This window comes from Amycolatopsis sp. La24 (genome assembly GCF_029087445.1).
Classification (GTDB): Bacteria; Actinomycetota; Actinomycetes; order Mycobacteriales; family Pseudonocardiaceae; genus Amycolatopsis; species Amycolatopsis nivea.
Window position 1 is genome coordinate 89,352 of record NZ_JARACH010000020.1, and the last position, 20,071, is coordinate 109,422.

Here is a 20,071-nt window from a genome sequence, read left to right on the forward strand (position 1 = left end):
TTCCTTGCGGGCGGGGGAGCGGATTCTTCGGGGTTGGTGGTTCTGCGGAAGCGGAGCGCTTGCTGGTTCGGCTGCGGTTTCTGGCCGGGCCGTGGGTGGCTGGTCTGGATAGCTGGGCTGTGGATGGCCTCGCGGCGAACGACTCGGCCGCCGGGTGCCGCGCGAGCGACCGACCTTCGAACCGGCCGCCGCGCCGCAGCCAGTTCAGCTGAGCGATCCGACGGGCTTGCAGCCTTGCCGCGGCCCGCTCGGCTGAGCGCCCCGGCGGGCTTGCCGCCGTGCCACGGAGCACCTCGGCCGAGCGGCCCGACGGGCTTCCTGCCGTGCCGCAGCCCGCTCGGCTGAGCGCCCCGACGGCTAGCCGCAGTGCCACCGAGCACCTCGGCCGAGCAACGACGCCCGCCTTGTCACCAAACCCCGGCCGATGAGCCGCCCCGCCGCGCGTGCCGCACAGCAGGCCGACCCCGCGAATCAGCCGGGGAGCCGCCCGTCGAAGCCGGTGGCGGATCGTCCGGTCGGTCGGCCGGACAAACCTGCGGATGCCCCTGGACAGCGGGCGGCTCGAAGAGTAAGTCTAATGCCTACCTCATACGGTATGCAATCTACAGTCTTCCGGCGACGAGCCGCTGACCTGCGGCGACAGATCCGGCGGGCCGCGGAGAGGCACGAGCAGACCGGGACGAGCGCGCGGGTCAGAGAGGTCCGGCGCGGGACAGGAGGAGTTGCGCATGTCGCCCACCACGACCGGCCGGCAAGCAGGCCAGCACACCGGCGAGAACGCCAGCGGGCAGACCGGGGACAAGGCCGAAGCGAACCCCGTCGGCGAAGCCAGCGAGAACCCGCAAGCCAGCCAGAGGGCCGGAGACGAGAATCGGCAAACTAGCCAGAGCGCCGGAGACGAGAATCGGCAAGCCAGCCCTAGCGCCGGGGACAAGGACCAGCAAACCAGCCCGAGCGCCGGAAGCAAGGCCAGCAACGAAACCCGCCAAAGCGCCGGACACAAGGCCAGCGAGAACGGGCAAACCAGCCGGAGCAACCCGGGCAAAGCCAGCGAGACTGCAGGTCAGCACCCGGCCACCACCGGGGCAGCGCCGGACACGATCTCCGGCGGCCACCTGGTCGCGAAAGCCCTGAAAGCCGAAGGCGTGGACACCATCTTCACCCTCTGCGGCGGCCACATCATCGACATCTACGACGGCTGCGTCGACGAGGGCATCAGCGTCATCGACGTCCGCCACGAGCAGGTCGCGGCGCACGCGGCCGACGGGTACGCGCGGATCACCGGCCGCCCGGGGTGTGCGGTGGTCACGGCGGGGCCGGGGACGACGGACGCGGTCACGGGTGTCGCGAACGCGTTGCGCGCGGAGAGTCCAATGCTGCTGATCGGCGGCCAGGGCGCGTTGAGCCAGCACAAAATGGGCTCGCTGCAGGACCTCCCGCACGTGGACATGATGACCCCGATCACCAAGTTCGCCGCAACCGTCCCTCACACCGCGCGGGCCGCTGACCTGGTGTCGATGGCGTTCCGGGAAGCTTTCGCGGGTGCGCCCGGACCGTCCTTTTTGGAGATTCCCCGCGACGTCCTCGACGCGCGCGTGCCGACGGAGAACGCGCGCATCCCGCAGTCCGGCCGCTATCGGGCCTCCACGCGCAACGCGGGCGATCCGGCAGATGTGGAAAAGCTCGCGGATTTGCTGGTACACGCCAAGAAACCGGCGATTCTGCTCGGCAGCCAAGTCTGGACGACCCGCGCCACCGAGCCCGCGACGGAACTCGTCCGCGCGCTGAACATCCCGGCCTACATGAACGGCGCCGGCCGCGGAACTCTGCCGCCGGGCGATCCGCACCATTTCCAGCTTTCCCGCCGTTATGCGTTCGACAACGCGGACGTGATCGTCATCGTCGGCACACCGTTCGACTTTCGGATGGGTTACGGCAAAAGGCTTTCCCCGGACGCGAAAGTGGTGCAGATCGACCTCGACTACCGGACCGTCGGGAAGAACCGCGACATCGACCTTGGCATTGTCGGCGACGCGGGCCAGATCCTCGCCGCGGTCGCGGACGCTGCGTCCGGCCGGGTGGACAACGGGGCGGTGGGGCGCAAGCCGTGGCTGGAGGAATTGCGGGCGGTCGAAGAAAAGGCCAAGCAGAAGCGGTTGCCGCAGCAGCATTCCGACGCGAATCCGATCCATCCGTACCGGCTGGTGCACGAGATCAACGAGTTCCTGACCGAGGATTCGATCTACATCGGCGACGGCGGCGACATCGTCACGTTCTCCGGCCAAGTTGTGCAGCCGAAAGCGCCGGGGCACTGGATGGATCCCGGTCCACTCGGGACACTCGGCGTCGGGATTCCGTTCGTGCTGGCCGCGAAACACGCGCGGCCGGACCAAGAGGTCGTCGCGCTCTTCGGCGACGGGGCGTTTTCCCTTACCGGGTGGGATTTCGAGACGCTCGTGCGGTTCGACTTGCCATTCGTCGGGATCGTCGGCAACAACTCGTCGATGAACCAGATCCGCTACGGCCAGGCGCAGAAATACGGCCTGGCCCGCGAACGCATCGGCAACACCCTCGGCGACGTCCCCTACGACCAGTTCGCCCGGATGCTCGGCGGCTACGGCGAGGAGGTCCGCGACCCGGCGGACATCGCCCCGGCACTGCGCCGCGCCCGGGAATCCGGCAAGCCGTCGCTGATCAACGTCTGGGTCGACCCGGACGCCTACGCCCCCGGAACCATGAACCAGACGATGTACAAGTAGTCGGGAGGAGCCGAAGATGGGAAAGGCACTGGAGGGCGTCCGCGTCCTCGACATGACCCACGTCCAATCCGGACCGTCGTCGACGCAGATCCTCGCCTGGCTCGGCGCGGACGTCGTGAAGCTCGAAACCCCCGGACGCGGCGACATCACGCGCGGCCAGCTGCGCGATCTGCCCGGAGTGGACAGTCTCTACTTCACGATGCTGAACGCCAACAAGCGCAGCATCACGCTCAACATGAAAAGCGAGCAGGGCAAGGAAGTCTTCACCAAGCTGGTGTCCTCAGTGGACGTGCTGGTGGAGAACTTCGGACCCGGCGTCGTGGACCGTTTCGGGTTCTCCTGGGATCGGCTCCGCGAGATCAACGAGCGCCTGATCTACGCGTCCATCAAGGGTTTCGGCCCGGGCCGGTACGCGAATTTCAAGGCCTACGAGGTGATCGCGCAGGCGATGGGCGGCTCGATGAGCACGACCGGCTTCGAACAGGGACCGCCCACCGCAACCGGCGCGCAGATCGGCGATTCGGGCACCGGCATCCACCTCGTCGCGGCGATTCTGGCGGCGTTGTACCAGCGTACGAGCACGGGGCGCGGGCAGCGGGTGCAGGTCGCGATGCAGGACGCCGTGCTCAACCTGTGCCGGGTCAAGCTGCGCGACCAGCAGCGGCTGGCGCACGGGCCGCTGGGCGAGTACCCCAACGAACGGTTCGGCGACGAGGTGCCGCGGTCGGGCAACGCGTCCGGCGGCGGCCAGCCGGGCTGGGCGGTGCGGTGCGCGCCGGGCGGGCCCAACGACTACATCTACGTCATCGTCCAGCCGGTCGGCTGGGCTCCGCTGACCGAGCTGATCGGGCGCCCGGAACTCGCCGAGGACCCGGACTGGGCGACCCCGGAGGCCCGGCTGTCCAAACTGGACAAGGTGTTCGCGATGGTCGAGGAATGGACCGAACAGCGCACCAAATGGGAGGTCATGGAGCTGCTCAACGCCCGAAACATCCCTTGTGGACCGATTCTGTCCACTAAGGAGCTGATCGAGGACGAGACGCTGGCCGAACTGGGGTCGGTGGTCGAGGTGCCGCATCCGGAGCGCGGCGCGTTCAAGACCGTCGGCTGCCCGTTGAAGCTGTCCGATTCGCCGGTGGAGGTCGAGCGTTCTCCCTTGCTGGGCGAGCACAACGACGAGGTGCTCAGCGAACTCGGCTACAGCGCGGCGGATGTCGAGCAGCTGCGCACGGCGGGCGTGATCTGACGATGACGACGGAAACGGGCCGCGCGGCGGTCGAAGAAATTCTCAAGCGAGTAGCCGAGGAAGGCCGCTCCGCGTTGACCGCACCGGAGGGTCGCGCGGTTTGCGAGGCATACGGCATTCCGACACCGCAGGAACGGCTCGCCACTTCCGCGGAGGAAGCGGTGGCACAGGCCGGGGAAATCGGCCTTCCGGTGGTGCTGAAGATCGTGTCGCCGGACATCCTGCACAAGACCGAAGCTGGCGGCGTGCTCGTCGGCCTCGGCAGCGAACAGGAAGTCGCTGACGGCTACGCCAAGATTCTGGCTAACGCCAAGGCTTACGACGCCTCGGCCCGGATCACCGGCGTGCAGGTGCAGCAGATGCTGACCAGCGGGCAGGAGGTGATCATCGGCGCGGTCACCGATCCGAGTTTCGGCAAGATCGTCGCGTTTGGACTCGGCGGAGTCCTGGTCGAGGTGCTGAAGGACGTCACCTTCAGGCTGGCGCCCACCAGCACCGACGAAGCTATGTCCATGGTGGACGGTATCGCGGCCGCGGAGATCCTCAATGGAGTGCGCGGCAGCGAGGCGGTCGACAAGGCGGCGCTGGCCGACGTCGTGCATCGGCTGTCGCAGCTGGTCAGCGAATTTCCGCAGTTGGCCGAGGTCGACCTCAACCCGGTGCTCGCCACCGGCGACGGGGCGACCGCGGTGGACGTGCGGATCCTCGTCGACCCGGCGGCGGCCGCGGAACCGGTGCGGTTCAGCCAGGACGAGATCCTCGCGGCGATGAACCGGATCATGAAACCGGCCGCGGTCGCGGTGATCGGCGCGTCCGCTGAGGACGGGAAGATCGGCAATTCGGTGATGAAGAATCTCGTCAACGGCGGCTATGCGGGCGAGATCTACCCGATCAATCCGAAGGCCGCGGAAATCCTCGATCGCAAGGCGTATCCGAGCATCGCGGACGTGCCCGGCGACGTGGACGTGGCCGTCTTCGCGATCCCGGCCAAGTTCGTGCCGGCGGCGCTGGAAGAGGCGGGCGAGAAGGGCGTCGCCGGGGCGATCCTGATCCCGTCCGGCTTCGGCGAGACGGGGAACATCGAGCTGCAGAACGAGGTTCTGACCATCGCGCGCAAGCACGGCGTGCGGATTCTGGGTCCGAACATCTACGGCTATTACTACACGCCGGAGAATCTGTCCGCGACGTTTTGCACCCCCTATGACGTCAAAGGCGGCGTCGCGCTGTCCTCGCAGAGCGGCGGGATCGGGATGGCGATCCTCGGCTTCAGCCGGTCGGCCGGGATGGGCGTGTCCGCGATCGTCGGCGTCGGGAACAAGGCCGACATCGACGAAGACGATCTCCTCACCTTCTTCGAGCACGACGACAACACCGAACTCGTCGCCATGCACCTGGAAGACCTCAAGGACGGGCGCGCGTTCGCCGAGACCGCGAAGCGGGTGTCCGCGAAGAAACCAGTGGTGGTGCTGAAGGCGGGACGGACGTCGGAAGGCGCGAAAGCGGCCGGGTCCCACACCGGCGCACTGGCTGGCAACGACCGCGTGTACGACGACATCCTGCGCCAAAGCGGTGTCATTCGCGCACCAGGCCTCAACGACCTGCTCGAATACGCGCGAGGCGTGCCGAAACTGCCCACGCCGAAGGGCGAAAACGTCGTGATCATCACCGGCGCGGGTGGTTCCGGAGTGCTGCTTTCGGACGCCTGTGTGGACAACGGGCTCACGCTGATGCGGATCCCGGACGACCTGGACGCCGCGTTCCGCGAGTACATCCCGCCGTTCGGCGCGGCCGGAAACCCGGTCGACATCACCGGCGGCGAGCCGCCGTCGACCTATCGGAACACCATCGCGTTAGGACTGTCCGACGATCGTATTCACTCGTTGGTTCTCGGTTACTGGCACACGATCGTCACGCCGCCGATGGTGTTCGCCGAGCTGGTCGTGGACGTCGTGGAGGAGTTCCGGCGGAAGGGCGTCCACAAGCCGGTGGTGGCGTCGCTGTCCGGAGATGTCGAGGTCGAGCAGGCCAGCGAGCACCTGTACGCGCACGGCGTCGTGGCCTATCCCTACACGACCGAAAAGCCGGTCGCGGTGCTCGGCGCGAAGTACCGGTGGGCGCGTTCGGCGGGTCTGCTGCCTTGATCAAGTCCGGAGGGAGGCGTACGTTGCCCGACACCTAACCGCTGGTCAGCGGAGTGCGGCGAGGAAGGGACGCCGGGACGCGGGGTCGCGTCCCGGCTCGGGGGAACGGAGACAGCCCGGCACGGGAACCGAAGTCAACGGTGACGAAAGAGAATTCTCATGACCGCAGCCCAACCGACATACCAGGAGATCGTCGACGACAACGGGCGGACGTACCGGATCGGGGAGAGCCCCCGGGACCTGATGGGCCGGTCCCGCAGCTGGATGGTCTGGCTGCCGTGGGTGGCCATGATGGCGGTGAGCGTTTTCGAATACGGCTGGGGAGCCGTCGAGGGGACGCTGGAGGAAAAATACGGCTGGTCGTTGTCGGACGCGTTCTGGCTGGCCAGCATCTGGGCCGTGTTCCAGGCCGGGGTCGCTTTCCCGGCCGGCCGGCTCCGGGAGAAGAACATCGTTTCGGCGAAAACGGCGATGCTGGCCGGGGCGGTGTGTTCCGGGATCGGCTACTTCTCGATCGCGCACAGCGGAAATCTGGTGGTGGCGTTCATCGGGTATTCGGTGCTGGGCGGGATCGGCGCCGGACTCGTGTACGCGACCTGCATCAACATGGTCGGGAAATGGTATCCGGAGAAACGCGGCGCCCGCACCGGATTCGTGAACGGCGGGTTCGCGTACGGTTCGGTGCCGTTCATTTACCTGTTCAGCGCTTTCCTCAGCCATGAGAACGTGACGATCACGCTCGACGCGATCGGCCTGTACATGCTCGTGGTGGTCGGGCTGTGCGGGTTCGTCTTCAAGGACCCGCCGAAGAACTGGTGGCCCGCCGAGGTCGACCCGATCGCCTGGCTGAAAGGCAGCGCGGCGGGGAAGGCCCGGAGCCTGGAAAAGAACCCGCCCGCGGTACGGCAGTTCACGCCGATGGAGGCGATCCGCACCGGAATGCTGCCGCTGATGTGGGTCACCCTCGTGGTGATCGGCGGGGTTTCGCTGTTCGGGATCAATTTCCAGGTCGATTTCGCCAAGGAAAGCCAGTTCGGCGCCTTCGTGGCGGCTTCGTCGGCGGGAATCCTGGCCATCGTGAACGGCGTCGGCCGGGGGATCGTCGGCTGGGCTTCCGACCGGATCGGCCGGAAGGCGACGTTGTTCTGGGTGCTGGTGATCGCGGCATTGGCGCAATTCGGCGTGCTGTGGTCGGGCAAGACGCACAGTTTGTTCTGGTTCATGGTATTCGCGGTGCTGACCGGATTCGGCAGCGGCGCGTTTTACCCGCTGTTCGCCGCGTTGGTGCCGGATTACTTCGGCGAGAACCACAACGCGACGAACTACGGCATCGTCTACAGCGCGAAACTGGTCGGCGGTGTCGGCGGCGGCGGTTTGGCGGCCGGAGTGATCGCCGCGTGGGGCTACACCGGCGCGTATGTGCTGGCCGGGTGCATCGCCCTGCTGTCCGCGGTGATGACGTTGTTCCTGCGGCAGCCGGGACGTTCCGGCCGCGGCTCGCCGGAAAAGGCGGGCGAGCGGATCGCGCGCACCGCTCCGGCGGCAGGCAACTGAATTTCCCTTGCGGGCCCGGGAGCGACGGGACGGCTGGCACCCGCCCCGTCGCTCCCGGGTTGCTTTGTTTTTCCTAGCGGGACCGTTCAGCTGGCCGACCCGGCGCGCGCGGTGATCACTCCGCCGCGTCGGGCCGTTCGTGGAATGCCTGGCGCGTGCGTTCGGTGTGCTGAGCCATGATTTTCTCGGCTTTTTCGACGTTGTGCGCCGCGATCGCCTCGATCAGCGCGGCGTGCTCCTGCCACGCGTCGCGCCCGCGAGGCCGGGCGATCGGCGTGTAGTACCAGCGCACGCGGCGGTCGACCAGGCCGATGAGCTCGGTCAGGACGGCGTTGCCGGTCAGCTCGGTGATGTACGCGTGCAGGTCGGCGTTCGCCGCGACGAGCCGCTCGCTGTCGTCCGCGGCGAGGGCCTTCATGCCGACGTCCTGCAGCTCCCAGAGCCGCTTGATGTCGTCGTCCGTCGCACACGCCGCGGCGAGACGCGCGGAGTGGGTCTCCAGCACCGCCCGGACGCCGAGGAGCTGGTCGGCTTCTTCGTCGGTGGGCAGGTGCACGAACGCGCCCTGCGCGGGACGCAGGTCGACCCAGCCCTCGCTTTGCAGGCGCTGCAACGCCTCGCGCACCGGCTGGCGGCTGACGCCCAGGTACTCGGCGAGGTCGGCCTCGACGAGGTGCTGCCCGGGTTCGAGGGTGCGGTTGATGATCAGCTCGGCGAGCGCGTCGTACACGACCTGCCGCAGCGGCGCGGGCCGCTCCACCCGGTTGGCGCTCTTTCCGGAGAGCGACCCCTTGGCCGTCCGGCGGCCGGTGGGCCCGCGTTCGGGCAGGGGAGAAACGGACTCGGTCACGGTGCACCTCGGGTGGGATCAGCGGCGGGATTCGAGGAACTCAGTTTTCAGGATACAGGTTTTAGTATGCAAAATCCCAGGATTCTGGATCACGTGGGCGATCTTCCCTCGCGCGGGTGGCGAGCCGGGCCGGGCGAGGGAGCCAGACGCTGGTGGGGAGCGGTTGCCGGTCTGTGTCCGGCAGGGAAGTGGATCCGCGGGCGGTCGGCCGTTCCCGACGGGGAGGTGGATCCGTGGCGGTCGGCGCGTCGTGCACGCTGGGCATCGGCACGGATCCTGATGCGCGAAGCTCGTCCGCCGGGATCTGATGCTTAGGCTAACCTAACTCCATGGGGATCATCCGTGCGGTGCCGGACCTGGAACGCGTCGTGGGCGAGCGGCCGCTGCCGGTCATGATGAAGTCGATCGACCATCTCGACCCGCATTGCCTCGCCCTGCTCGCGCACAGCCCGGCCGCCGTGCTCGGTTATGTCGACGCCGGGGGACGACAGCGGGCCGAACTGGTCGGCGGGACACCAGGATTCGCCGTCGCGGAGTCTAGGTCATGGCTGCGGCTGCCGGTCCCGTCGTCGGCCGCGCCGGGCACCGGTGCCGCGCTGCTGGTGCTCGTCCCGGGGTGGCGCGAGACCTTGCGGATCAATGGAACCCTCGCCGAAGACGGCCTTCTCGTCGAGGAAGCATTCCTGCACTGCGGCAAAGCAGTCCTCCGCTCGAACCTGTGGGGACCGGGGTCAGCGCCGGAGGACGCCGTCGAAGAAGGGACTGCGCTCGGTCCCGCGGCGGCTGCTTTCCTTGCTGCCGCACCGTTCGCGGTGGTGACGTCGCGGGACGGCTCCGGGTGCGCCGACGCCAGTCCGAAGGGCGATCCGCCCGGCGTGGCCCGGATGATCGGGCCGACGACGGTCGCGCTCGCTGATCGGCCTGGCAACCGGCGTACCGACACGTTCCACAATGTCGTCGAGCGTCCGGAGGTGGCTGTCTTGGCCGTCGTTCCCGGCGACGTTCGCACGTTGGAGATCACCGGGAAGGCGGTTGTCAGCACGGAGGACGGGCTGCGCGAGTCGATGACCGAGCGCAACCGCACCCCGAAAGCGGTGCTCAAGGTGGAGGTCGAGACCGTCCGGCTCGCGCGGAACGACGCACTGCGCGAGTCCGGGTTGTGGGACTCCGCCCGGCACGTCGATCTCGCCGACCTGCCGCGGTCGTCGACCATCTGGACTGATCACCTCAAGCTGAACGAGACCGCGGGCGCGGCTGCGGAACTGGTGCGGGCCGGGGTGAACGAACCGCTGCTCCGAGCGGGTCTCGACGAGGATTACCGGCAGAATCTGTGAGCCGCCGGGTGGGCTGAGGGTGATCATCGGCCCGGCGAAGATTACTCAAATGACCGATGTCCGTCCCGGCGATCTCCCGTAGCGTGAGGCGCGCCCAGTCGTCGACGTTGCGAGGTCCGGATGGCTCAAGAACGCATGACAACCGACACCGACACGGCCGCCAGCGGTCTGCTGCTGAGCGTGGAACCGCTGACCGCCGCGGTGGACCGCGGCAAGGCCAACGGCGCCGTGGCCGACAACGACGGCAACGACTAGCCGTTGTCGCGCTCCATGACGGAGATTCCCGGACTGGCCGGCCTCGTGGCACCGCTCGAGGCCGGCCAGTTCTTCGCAGAGGTCCTGGGCAAGGAGCCGCGGCGGTTCCCGGGGGAGAAAGGCCGGTTCGCGTCGCTGCTGCCGTGGCCGGAGCTGGACCGCGTGCTGCGCCAGCACCGCCTGGAGTTCCCCCGGCTGCGGCTCGCGCTCGACGGCGACGTCGTCCCCGCGCACACCTACACCGAAATGGTGTCGACGCGGCGCAACGGCCTGGTCCCGCGCGTGCTGCCGGCCCCGTTCGCCGAACACCTGCGCGCCGGCGCGACGCTCGTGCTCGACTCGGTCAACGAACTGGTCGGCGAAGTCGGCGAACTGGCGAGCAAACTCGAACACGACCTGCGCGAGCGGATCCAGGTCAACCTGTACGCGGGCTGGGGCACCACGCACGGCTTCGACGTCCACTGGGACGACCACGACGCGTTCATCGTCCAGCTTTCCGGGCGGAAACGGTGGCGCCTGCACGGGGTCACCCGGCGTTCGCCGCTACAACGCGACGTCGAACTTCCGGAACGCCCCGAAGGCGAACCGCACGACGACTTCCTGCTCGAGGACGGCGACGTCCTCTACCTGCCGCGCGGGCACTGGCACGACGTGTCGGCCGTCGGCGAGGAGTCGCTGCACCTGACGATCGGGTTCAACGCCGCCACCGGCGTGGACCTCGTGGCGTGGCTGGCTGACCAGCTGCGCTCCGACGAACTGTTCCGCGCGGACCTGCCCCGGTTCGCCGGTCCGGACGCGCGGGCCGAACGGGCCGAAGCGCTCCGCCGGCGGCTCGCTGAGGTGACCGCGGGCGATGTCGTCGATCGTTTCCTCGCCGACCGGGACGCCCAGGCCCCGGCCCAGACCCGCATCGGCCTGCCGTGGGCGGCGACGGCGGACCTGCTGCCGCCGGACGACGACTTCGAGGTCCGGCTGCTCGTCCCACGTGCCGCACTGGTGGACGACGACGGGACGGTTGCGCTGGTCGGTGCGGGGAAGCGGCTGGTCTTCGCGGAGGCCGCGCGACCGGTGCTCGCTGCGTTGCTCGGGTGCGGTCCGCAGCCGTTCAAGGTTCTGGTCGACGCCGCGCCAGGGGTGCCACCGGAGACTGTGCGGGCGCTGTTGAAGGAGCTGGTGGTTCAGGGGCTTGTTGCTCGGGCCTGACTGCGGGCTTTGTCGGGGTGCCTTGGTGGTGCGGGGCGGCGTGAGTTGGATGCTGTGAGGCCTCGATGCTCGGCCCCTGGTCGCAGGGTTCGTCGGGGTGCGAGGCTGGCTTCCGGTCTGGGGCTGCGGAGTTTCGCCAGGCGCGATCGCGTGAGGCCTCGACGCTCGGTCCCGGTCACCGCCGTCGTCGGGCGTGCGGGTGCTGCCCGGGTGGCTGGTGGTGAGAGGCCGGGCTGCACGGGCTTGAAGGAGGGCGTCACGCGGCCCGGCGACATTGCCGCCGCGACCTGGCGGCCATGACGGTGCGAGCGCTGGTCGCCCGCGGTCTCGGACTCCCGGCGCATTGCCCGATCGAGTGACGTCGCGCGACAGTGACGGTCGCTTCGAAAAGACCTGGCGTGCCGTCAGCTATACTTAGGCATGCCTAAGCCCGACGTGCCGCACTCGGGCCCGGGGATCTGCTTCCCGGGCCGGAATGCTGCGCCCGGATGCGCCGCGCTCACCCGGGAGCTCGGCGGCGAGCCTGCCGGGACCGCCGCGCGCATGACGTCCTGGCTGCTGGTCGAGCAGCCGGGTTCGTGGGGCCCGGACGCGCTCGAAGACGTGCTGTCCACCGTGTTCCCCGCCGAACGCCTCGACGCCGCCCGCGCCGCTGGCCTGCGCCCCCTGCTGATCCGGAAGCCGGGACGGCACGCACGGACGCCAGGCGCCCCCCGCGCGGTCTACGTCGCGAGCGGACATCCCGGCGACCGTTGGACGGAGCGGCTCGACCTCGCTGATCTGGCTGATCTCGCCCATCTTGATCTCGAAGCAGTCGCGGCCGGACGTCGCGGGCACGGGGAACCGGTGTCCGGTCCGCTTTTTCTGGTCTGCACGCACGGCAGCAAGGACATGTGCTGCGCCGTTTTCGGCCGTCCGCTGGCGACGAGCCTCGCGCAGAACCATCCCGGGCGGGTGTGGGAGGTCAGCCACGTCGGCGGGGACCGCTGGGCCGGAAACCTCCTGACCGTGCCGGACGGTTTCCTCCACGGCAGCCTCGCGGTGCCCGACGCCGAACTGGCGGCGAAGGAAGCACTCAGCGGCAACGTCCGGCTGGAGAACCTGCGTGGCCGGACGTCGGCGGAGAGCGCGTGGTCGCAGTTCGCCGAGATCGAGGTCCGCGGACGCACTGGCTTGCGCGGTCTCGACGCGGTGCTGGCCGTGACCGAGGAACCCCGGGGCGACGCCCGGAGTGTCCTGGTCGAGGCGGGAGAGCGGCGGTACGAGGTGGTGGTCCGGCGGATGGCGCCGACGTCCTCCGTGCACAGCCGATGCACCGCGCGGCTGGTCTTGTCGGGGTTCGTGGCGGAGTCGGTGCGCGAAGTCTGACCTCGGTGGTTGGGGCGCTCGGCGAGGGACTCCGAAGGCTGGCCACGTCACCGACTGGCGGTCCGTGAGCGGCGGCTGGTCTGCCGGACTTCAAGCGGGCGCATCGCAAGACACCACGGCACCCGGCAGTTCGCGCTCGTGAGTGGCGATGCCGGTACTAACCGGCATCGCCACTCACGAGCCCCACAGGGCTTCTCCGCAGCGGTGCGCAGGGTTCGCCCCGCTGATGGGCGCGGTCGGCCTCGCGGAGTGCCGCGAGGGGGCCGGTTAGGTGCTCTGCGAGGGGGCTTGCGTAGTTCCTCGAGGGGAACGTTGTGTTGCTTGGCGGGAGGGATCTTGCGGAGTTCAGCGCGGGGAACGTTGTGGTGCTTGGCAAGGGGAGCGCTCGGCGAGACGAATTAGATTCCCCCGAAGGACCTTTCACCGTCCGCCGCGGGAGCGGGGGACATGCCCGGCGCACCGACCCGATCGTTCGTCATCGGCGCTTCCGATCACCAAAACCTGGCCAGTAATCATCAGACGGGATACTGTATGCAATCTATCATCGGCGGGATACCGACCGGGAGGCGACCATGCGGGTGGCGGTTCTGGGGGCAGGAGCGATCGGCGCGTACGTCGGCGCGGCGCTGCATCGCGGTGGCACCGAAGTCCACCTCATCGCGCGCGGCGCGCATCTCGCGGCGATGGCGGCGGACGGGGTGCGCGTCCGGAGTCTGCGCGGGGACTTCACGGCGCATCCGCATGTCACGTCGGATCCGAGCGAGATCGGGCCGGTCGACTATGTTTTCCTTGGCCTCAAAGCACATTCGTATCCGGACTGCGGTGCCCTCCTCGCCCCGTTGCTGCGGGAGAACACTGCGCTCGTCGCCGCGCAGAACGGTATTCCGTGGTGGTATTTCCACGGGCTGGCCGGTCATCCGCTGGCCGGCCGGCGCGTCGAAGCGGTCGATCCGGGCGGGGCTACCAGCCGGGTGCTGGACGTCGAGCGGGCGATCGGGTGTGTCGTCTACAGCTCGACCGTCATTGAGGAACCGGGCGTCATCCGGCATCTCGAGGGGACGCGGTTTTCCCTGGGGGAACCGTCCGGGGAGAGTTCTGTCCGCTGCCGGAAGCTCGCCGACGCGATGGTCGCGGGCGGGCTCAAAGCCCCGGTCGAGCCGAGGCTGCGCGACGACATCTGGGTCAAGCTGATGGGCAACGTCGCGTTCAACCCGCTGTCCGCGCTCACCCGGGCGACCATGGTGCAGATGTGCGAGCACGACGAAACCCGCGCGCTCGTCGCGGCGATGATGACCGAAACCCTGGCGATCGCGCGGGCGGCGGGTGCGGATCCGCAGGTCTCGGTCGAGAAGCGGATCGACGGCGCGTGGCGCGTCGGGCACCACAAGACGTCCATGCTGCAGGACCTGGAAGCGGGCAAACCGCTGGAGATCGACGCGATCATCGGTGCGGTCGTGGAGCTCGCGGATCTCACTGGCGTCGAGGCGCCCGCGTTGCGGCATGTGCACGCCGCGATCGGATTGCTCAATCGGACGGCGATTCCGGTCGGCTGAAAAGGAAACCGCACGACCGTCCACTGTGGAATAGAGCGTGACCACTGTGGACGGTCGCGGCTAGAGCCGCTCGCCGAAGAGGTCGGCAAGGGTGCTGCGCCCGGATCGAGCGACGCCGTGGCGCGCCCGGCGTCTCGAGGAAACCTGCCCGCTTCCCGTTGACCGGAGCCTCCGCATCCAGCTATTCTCGAACTACGGAAGAAAACTTCCACGAAGCGAAATTAGCTGATCGAGATGTGAGGAGCCGAGGTACTCATGACCGGTCCCGCCGGGGAGCGGCACTCGCTGCCCTACACCGCCAACCTGTCGATCCTGTTCACCGAACTCCCGCTGCTCGAGCGCGCGCAGGCCGCTCGGGCAGCGGGCTTCACCAAGGTGGAGTACTGGTGGCCGTTCGACAGCGCCGACCCGTCGGGAGCCGACGTCGACCGGTTCGCGCGGTCGATCGAGCAGGCGGGCGTCCAGCTGACCGGGCTGAACTTCTACGCGGGCGACATGGCCGCGGGCGAGCGCGGGCTCGTGTCGTGGGTCGGCCGCGAGGCGGAGTTCGCGACGAGCCTGACGGTCGCGCTCGGGCTCGCCGAACGGCTCGGCTGCCGCAGCTTCAACGCGCTGTACGGCAACCGGATCGACGGGACCGCACCGTCCGAACAGGACGATCTGGCCCGCACGCACCTCGCGACCGCGGCGAAGGCGGCCGAGGGCATCGGCGCACAGCTGGTGCTCGAACCGCTCTCCGGCACCCCGGCGTACCCGCTGAAGACCGCGGCCGACGCGGTCGCGGTGCTCGACGAGCTCGGCCTGGACAACGTCCGGCTGCTCGCGGACCTCTACCACCTGGCGGTCAACGGCGACGACCTCGACACCGTGATCGCCCGCTACACCCCGCGCACCGGGCACGTGCAGATCGCCGACGCGCCGGGCCGGCACCAGCCGGGCACGGGGGAGCTGGATCTCGAAGGATATCTGGAAAAGCTGCAGGCGGCGGGCTACGCCGGACCGGTGGGCATCGAGTACAAACCGGACGGTTCCACTGTGGACTCGCTGGCCTGGCTGCCGTACGAGCGAAGGGGAAACTGATGAGCAGGATCGGGTTCATCGGACTGGGCGTGATGGGCACGCCGATGGCCGCGCACCTGGCCGCCGCCGGCCACGAGGTGAGCGGGTTCGACCTCAACGCCGACGCGCTGGCGAAGCTGGAAGCGGCGGGCGGCCGCGCGGCGAAGGACGTCGCCGACGCGGTGTCCGGGGCCGAGGTCGTGATCACCATGCTGCCGAACCACCCGCAGGTCGAGCAGGTCGTGCTCGCCCCGGGCGGCGTGCTCGACACGATCGCGCCCGGCACGCTGCTGGCCGACATGAGCACCATCCGGCCGGAGACGTCGATCGAGGTCGCGAAAGCCGGAGCGGCCAAGGGAATCCGGGTGCTGGACGCGCCGGTGTCCGGCGGTCAGGCCGGGGCCGAGCAGGCCGCTCTGTCCATTATGGTCGGTGGCGACGAGGCCGATTTCGCCGCGGCGAAGCCGGTTTTCGACACGCTCGGCAAGACCGTGGTGCACGTCGGCCCGCACGGCGCGGGCCAGGTCGTGAAGGCGGCCAACCAGCTGGTGGTCGGCGGGATCTACGGGCTGGTCGCCGAGGCGATCGTGCTGCTGGAAGCGTCCGGAGTGGACGCGGGCACCGGGCTCGACGTCCTCGCGGGCGGTCTCGCCGGCAGCCGGATCCTGGAACTGAAACGGAAGTCGATGGTCGCGCGGCAGTTCGAGCCGGGCTTCCGGATCGACCTGCACCACAAGGACATGGGCATCGCGCTGGCCGCGGGCCGGCAGTCCGACGTGGCGCTCCCGCTGACCGGCCTGGTCGCGCAGCTGGTCGCGGCCGGGCGGGCGATGGGCTACGGCTCGCTGGACCACTCCGCGCTGCTGAAGGTCGTCGAAGAACTGTCCGGCCGCTCGTCCGAGGAGGTTTGACCATGGCCCGGGTCCCCGCTATGCAGGCAGTCGTCGACGTGCTGGTCGACGAAGGGATCGACGTCGCCTTCGGCTGCCCAGGAGCGGCGATCCTGCCGCTGTACGACGCGATGCAAGGCCGCGGCATCGACCATCTGGTGGTCCGCCACGAAGAGGGCGCGACGCACATGGCCGACGGCTGGGCGCGCACCACCGGCAACGTCGGCGTCGCGATCGGCACGTCCGGTCCGGCCGGCACCAACATGATCACCGGCCTCTACACCGCGCACGCGGATTCCGTCCCGATCCTGTGCATCACCGGGCAGGCCGCGACGACGAAGCTGCACCAGGAAGCGTTCCAGGCGGTCGACATCGTCGAGATCGCGCGGCCGGTCACGAAGTGGGCGGTCCAGGTGAAGGAAGCCGCGCAGCTGCCGTGGATCTTCCGCGAGGCGTTCCGGATCGCGCGGTCCGGACGGCCTGGCCCGGTCCTCATCGACCTCCCGATCGACGTGCAGAAGCAGATGATCGAGTGGGATTCGTCAATCGACTCGGCATTGCCGGTCAGCACGGTCAAACCGGCTCCGGCGCGGGTCGAGCGAGCCCTGGACATGCTGCTCGCCGCCGAACGCCCGTTGATCCTGGCCGGCGGCGGTGTCGTGCTCGGCGAGGCGAGCGAACCGTTGCGGCAGCTGGCGGAGCGGCTCGGCGTCCCGGTCGGCGTCACGCTGATGGGCAAGGGCAGTTTCCCGGAGGACCACGAGCTGTTCGCCGGCATGGCGGGCATCCAGACGTCGCAGCGCTGGGCCAATGCCGCGTTCCTGGAGTCCGACCTGGTCCTGGCGCTGGGCGCGCGGTTCGGCGACCGGCACACCGGCGAGCTGTCCGTGTACCGCGGCGACCGGAAGTTCATCCACGTCGACATCGAGCCCACGCAGCTGGGCAAGGTGTTCGGACCGGACCTAGGCGTCGTCTCGCACACGCGGGAGTTCCTGGAAGCGCTGCTGGCGGCGCTCGACGCGCGCACCGCCCCGGCGCGGGACCGCGCGTGGGTCAAGCGGCTCGGCGACCTCAAGGCGGAGCTGCCGCGCAAGGAGGACTTCGACTGCACGCCGATCAAGGCGCCGCGGGTGTTCAAGGAGCTCAACGAGTTCTACGGCCCCGAGACGTACTTCGTGACGGCGATCGGGCTGTACCAGATCTGGTCCGGGCAGTTCCAGCGCGCGCACCTGCCGCGGCACTACCAGGTGTGCGGCCAGGCCGGCCCGCTCGGATGGGAGATCCCGGCGGCGATCGGCGTCAAGAAGGCCCGGCCGGACGCGGAGGTCGTCGGCGTGGTCGGCGACTACTCGTTCCAGTTCCTGGTGGAGGAGCTGGCGGTCGCCGCGCAGTACGACGTCGGGTTCGTGCTCGTCATGCTCAACAACGAGTACCTGGGCCTGATCCGCCAGTCCGAGCTGCCGTACGAGATGAACTACCAGGTCGACATCCACTACGACGACCACGGCACGGACAACGTGAAGATCATGGAGGCCTACGGCTGCTCGGGCACCCGCGTCGAGGACCCGGGCGAGATCCGGTCGTCGCTCGAATGGGCGCGGAAGGAAGCCGAGCGCACCCGGCGGCCGGTGCTGGTCGAGATCATGATCGAACGCGAGGGCAACGCCGCGATGGGCGCCGCACTGGACGCGGTGCGCGAGTTCGAAGCGGCCGACTGACCGGGAACCGGGCCGGAGCGGGCTTGCTCCGGCCCGGTTTTCGGCGCTACGGCGCGGGAATCAGTTCGGCGAGGGAAGCGAGGGCCTCGGCGTTGCGGGTTCCCGGCGTCGCGTGGAAGACCACCAGTTGCAGGCTGACCGGTCCGGGGATGTCGAGTTTGTCGCTGTGCAGATCCAGATTCCCGACCGCTGGGTGGCGGAAACGGACGAGGTGGCCGGTGCGGGGTTTCACGTCGTGCCGGGCCCAGAGGTCCCGGAACTCGTCGCTGCTGGCGGCGAGGTCCCCGATGAGTTCGGCCGCCGCGGGGTCGGCGATGCTGGGACCGAGCGCGGCGCGCAGGCCCGCGACGCCGTCTGCGGCCATTTGCTCCCAGTCGCGGCGGAGTTCTCGTTCGGCCGGGTCGAGGAAGACCGCGCGGAGCAGGTTCCGGCCGACCGCGTAGTTCGGCGAAACCGCTGCGGCGACGGGGTTCGCGGCGAGCACGTTGGTGAGCCGGTCCTGGACGTACGCGGGGTTAGTCGCCCAGGTGGAGATCAGTTCGGCGATGCTCGCGGGCACCTGCGGCTCGGGCTGACCGGGTTGATTCGGGCTCGCGAGCTGATGCAGGTGCTGGCGGGAGGCTTCGTCGAGGCCGAGTGCCCGGGCCAGCGCGTCGAGCACCTGCGCTGACGGGTTCTGGTCGCGGCCCTGTTCCAGCCGGATGTAGTAGTCGCTGCTGATTCCCGCCAGGAGCGCGAGTTCCTCGCGGCGCAGGCCTCGCACGCGGCGTCGTCCGTTGTCCGGCAGCCCGACGTCGGCAGGCGAGATCCGCTCTCGCCGGGCGCGGAGGAAGTCGCCGAGGAGGTTGTCCACCGCGTCAGTGTATTTGATTCAGCGAGTGCTGTACTGTTGCGGCTGTGCTGACCTCTGAGACTCGCGAACTGGCGCTCGCCCGGCTCGGCCGCGCGCTGGCGGATCCGACCCGCTGCCGGATTCTCGTGGCGCTGCTGGACGGGGTGGCGTACCCGGCGCAGCTGGCCGCGGAACTGGAGCTGAGCAGGTCGAACGTCTCGAACCATCTCGCGTGCCTGCGTGGGTGCGGGCTGGTGCTCGCGACGTACGAGGGCCGGCAGGTCCGGTACGCGATCGCGGATCCGCATCTCGCGCACGCGTTGGCGGAGCTGACGAAGGTGGTTTTGGCGGTCGCGCCGACGGACGCGTGTGCCGACGAGCCGCAGGCGGCGCGATGAGCGAGCCCGATCGGGACTGTTGCGCGGAATCAGCGGGCGGCGAGACCGTGTCGCTGGCTGGCCCTCCGGTGGTGGATGCCGCGCGGCGGGCGGTCTTGCGGCGGCGAGTGCGGTGGCTGGTCGCCGGGACCATCACGTACAACGTGGTCGAGGCGATCGTCGCGGTGTCGGCCGGGACGATCGCGTCGTCGTCGGCGCTCATCGCGTTCGGGCTCGATTCGGTGGCCGAGGTGCTGTCCGCGGTGGCAGTGGCGTGGCAGTTCGCCAGCGCGGATCCGGAACGTCGGGAGCGGGCTGCGCTGCGGGTGATCGCGGCGTCGTTCTTCCTGCTGGCGGCCTATGTCGCGGTCGATTCGGTGCGGTCGCTGTTCGGCGAGGAGGCTTCGCATTCGACGGTCGGGATCGTGCTCGCGGCGGTGTCCTTGGTCGTGATGCCGGTGCTTTCCGGCGCGCAACGCCGGGCCGGGCGGGAACTCGGTTCGGCGAGTGCGGTCGCCGACTCGAAGCAGACGCTTCTCTGCACTTACCTCTCTGGTGTGCTGTTGGTCGGGCTGCTCGTGAACGCGCTGTTCGGCTGGTACTGGGCGGATCCGGTCGTGGCATTGGTGATCGCGGCGGTCGCGGTCCGCGAGGGGCTCGAGGCCTGGCGGGGCGAGCACTGCTGCTGATCGCGGGTCAGGCGTTGCTGGATGGCGCGCAAGGTCATCGCCAGCGCGACGAATACGCCGATCAGGAGCAGCGCGGGGACTAGATCGCTCACCTCGGTTGGCCTTTCTCCGGTTGGTCGTCTCGGATCGAGAGCATGACCTGGTGCGGGCCCGGATTTCGCCGCCGCTCACGCTTCCTTGACTGCACTCCGGCCGATGTTGATGCGGCACTGCCCTTGCGTTATGCGGACACGTGTCCGGTAA

General features: G+C 69.0%; 15 protein-coding genes. 13 read left to right on the forward strand and 2 right to left on the reverse strand.

Annotation, left to right across the window (positions count from 1 at the left end; all coding sequences use genetic code 11):
- Positions 1-728: 728 nt before the first annotated feature.
- From PUT80_RS20445 to PUT80_RS20460, 4 genes are all read left to right on the forward strand, one after another.
- Positions 729-2,759, forward strand: a complete 2,031-nt coding sequence (locus PUT80_RS20445; protein ID WP_275293148.1) for a thiamine pyrophosphate-binding protein — start codon at positions 729-731, stop codon at positions 2,757-2,759.
- Positions 2,760-2,775: 16 nt separating this feature from the next.
- Complete coding sequence (gene frc, locus PUT80_RS20450) at positions 2,776-4,005, forward strand: formyl-CoA transferase (protein WP_037805860.1); 1,230 nt, start codon at positions 2,776-2,778, stop codon at positions 4,003-4,005.
- Between the two features lie 2 nt (positions 4,006-4,007).
- Positions 4,008-6,146: an acetate--CoA ligase family protein gene (locus tag PUT80_RS20455; RefSeq protein WP_037805861.1), complete on the forward strand. Its 2,139-nt coding sequence runs from the start codon at positions 4,008-4,010 to the stop codon at positions 6,144-6,146.
- Between the two features lie 159 nt (positions 6,147-6,305).
- Positions 6,306-7,700: an OFA family MFS transporter gene (locus PUT80_RS20460; protein ID WP_275293149.1), complete on the forward strand. Its 1,395-nt coding sequence runs from the start codon at positions 6,306-6,308 to the stop codon at positions 7,698-7,700.
- Positions 7,701-7,815: 115 nt separating this feature from the next.
- Here the strand turns inward: PUT80_RS20460 and PUT80_RS20465 are convergent, their stop codons facing one another.
- Positions 7,816-8,550, reverse strand: a complete 735-nt coding sequence (locus PUT80_RS20465) for a GntR family transcriptional regulator (RefSeq protein ID WP_037805865.1) — start codon at positions 8,548-8,550, stop codon at positions 7,816-7,818.
- A 329-nt stretch (positions 8,551-8,879) separates the two neighbouring features.
- On the opposite strand from PUT80_RS20465, the gene PUT80_RS20470 reads away from it, so the two are divergent.
- From PUT80_RS20470 to gcl, 7 genes are all read left to right on the forward strand, one after another.
- Positions 8,880-9,884: a pyridoxamine 5'-phosphate oxidase family protein gene (locus PUT80_RS20470; protein ID WP_037805867.1), complete on the forward strand. Its 1,005-nt coding sequence runs from the start codon at positions 8,880-8,882 to the stop codon at positions 9,882-9,884.
- A 270-nt stretch (positions 9,885-10,154) separates the two neighbouring features.
- Positions 10,155-11,342, forward strand: coding sequence for a cupin domain-containing protein (locus tag PUT80_RS20475; RefSeq protein WP_037805869.1), 1,188 nt, complete (start codon positions 10,155-10,157; stop codon positions 11,340-11,342).
- Between the two features lie 420 nt (positions 11,343-11,762).
- Positions 11,763-12,710 (forward strand): sucrase ferredoxin, encoded by a 948-nt coding sequence (locus PUT80_RS20480; protein WP_051728490.1) that lies wholly within the window; start codon positions 11,763-11,765, stop codon positions 12,708-12,710.
- A 572-nt stretch (positions 12,711-13,282) separates the two neighbouring features.
- Positions 13,283-14,263: a 2-dehydropantoate 2-reductase gene (locus tag PUT80_RS20485; RefSeq protein ID WP_037805871.1), complete on the forward strand. Its 981-nt coding sequence runs from the start codon at positions 13,283-13,285 to the stop codon at positions 14,261-14,263.
- A gap of 255 nt (positions 14,264-14,518) precedes the next feature.
- Positions 14,519-15,343, forward strand: coding sequence for a TIM barrel protein (locus PUT80_RS20490; protein ID WP_275293150.1), 825 nt, complete (start codon positions 14,519-14,521; stop codon positions 15,341-15,343).
- Positions 15,343-16,233 (forward strand): 2-hydroxy-3-oxopropionate reductase, encoded by an 891-nt coding sequence (locus PUT80_RS20495; protein ID WP_275293151.1) that lies wholly within the window; start codon positions 15,343-15,345, stop codon positions 16,231-16,233. Before PUT80_RS20490 ends, PUT80_RS20495 begins: the two co-directional genes overlap by 1 nt.
- 2 nt (positions 16,234-16,235) lie before the next feature.
- A complete protein-coding gene (gene gcl, locus PUT80_RS20500) occupies positions 16,236-17,930 on the forward strand; it encodes a glyoxylate carboligase (protein ID WP_134727537.1) in 1,695 nt (564 codons plus the stop codon).
- A 46-nt stretch (positions 17,931-17,976) separates the two neighbouring features.
- Here the strand turns inward: gcl and PUT80_RS20505 are convergent, their stop codons facing one another.
- Entirely contained in the window at positions 17,977-18,783 is an 807-nt protein-coding gene (locus tag PUT80_RS20505; protein ID WP_037805874.1) for a helix-turn-helix transcriptional regulator, read from the reverse strand.
- Between the two features lie 44 nt (positions 18,784-18,827).
- Here PUT80_RS20505 and PUT80_RS20510 point away from each other — a divergent pair, with 44 nt between their 5' ends.
- Together PUT80_RS20510 and PUT80_RS20515 are read left to right on the forward strand one after the other, a co-directional pair.
- Positions 18,828-19,160 carry a metalloregulator ArsR/SmtB family transcription factor gene (locus PUT80_RS20510; RefSeq protein WP_037805875.1) on the forward strand — a complete coding sequence of 111 codons (333 nt, stop codon included), beginning with the start codon at positions 18,828-18,830 and terminating at the stop codon, positions 19,158-19,160.
- Positions 19,157-19,828 (forward strand): cation transporter, encoded by a 672-nt coding sequence (locus tag PUT80_RS20515; RefSeq protein WP_078870142.1) that lies wholly within the window; start codon positions 19,157-19,159, stop codon positions 19,826-19,828. The genes PUT80_RS20510 and PUT80_RS20515 overlap by 4 nt, the downstream gene beginning before the upstream one ends.
- Positions 19,829-20,071: the final 243 nt, after the last annotated feature.

Bases quoted from the DNA above. Each gene is read 5' to 3' on its own strand.
- PUT80_RS20445 (WP_275293148.1), top strand. From the start codon at position 729: ATGTCGCCCACCACGACCGGCCGGCAAGCAGGCCAGCACACCGGCGAG.
- frc (WP_037805860.1), top strand. From the start codon at position 2,776: ATGGGAAAGGCACTGGAGGGCGTCCGCGTCCTCGACATGACCCACGTC.
- PUT80_RS20455 (WP_037805861.1), top strand. From the start codon at position 4,008: ATGACGACGGAAACGGGCCGCGCGGCGGTCGAAGAAATTCTCAAGCGA.
- PUT80_RS20460 (WP_275293149.1), top strand. From the start codon at position 6,306: ATGACCGCAGCCCAACCGACATACCAGGAGATCGTCGACGACAACGGG.
- PUT80_RS20470 (WP_037805867.1), top strand. From the start codon at position 8,880: ATGGGGATCATCCGTGCGGTGCCGGACCTGGAACGCGTCGTGGGCGAG.
- PUT80_RS20475 (WP_037805869.1), top strand. From the start codon at position 10,155: ATGACGGAGATTCCCGGACTGGCCGGCCTCGTGGCACCGCTCGAGGCC.
- PUT80_RS20480 (WP_051728490.1), top strand. From the start codon at position 11,763: ATGCCTAAGCCCGACGTGCCGCACTCGGGCCCGGGGATCTGCTTCCCG.
- PUT80_RS20485 (WP_037805871.1), top strand. From the start codon at position 13,283: ATGCGGGTGGCGGTTCTGGGGGCAGGAGCGATCGGCGCGTACGTCGGC.
- PUT80_RS20490 (WP_275293150.1), top strand. From the start codon at position 14,519: ATGACCGGTCCCGCCGGGGAGCGGCACTCGCTGCCCTACACCGCCAAC.
- PUT80_RS20495 (WP_275293151.1), top strand. From the start codon at position 15,343: ATGAGCAGGATCGGGTTCATCGGACTGGGCGTGATGGGCACGCCGATG.
- gcl (WP_134727537.1), top strand. From the start codon at position 16,236: ATGGCCCGGGTCCCCGCTATGCAGGCAGTCGTCGACGTGCTGGTCGAC.
- PUT80_RS20515 (WP_078870142.1), top strand. From the start codon at position 19,157: ATGAGCGAGCCCGATCGGGACTGTTGCGCGGAATCAGCGGGCGGCGAG.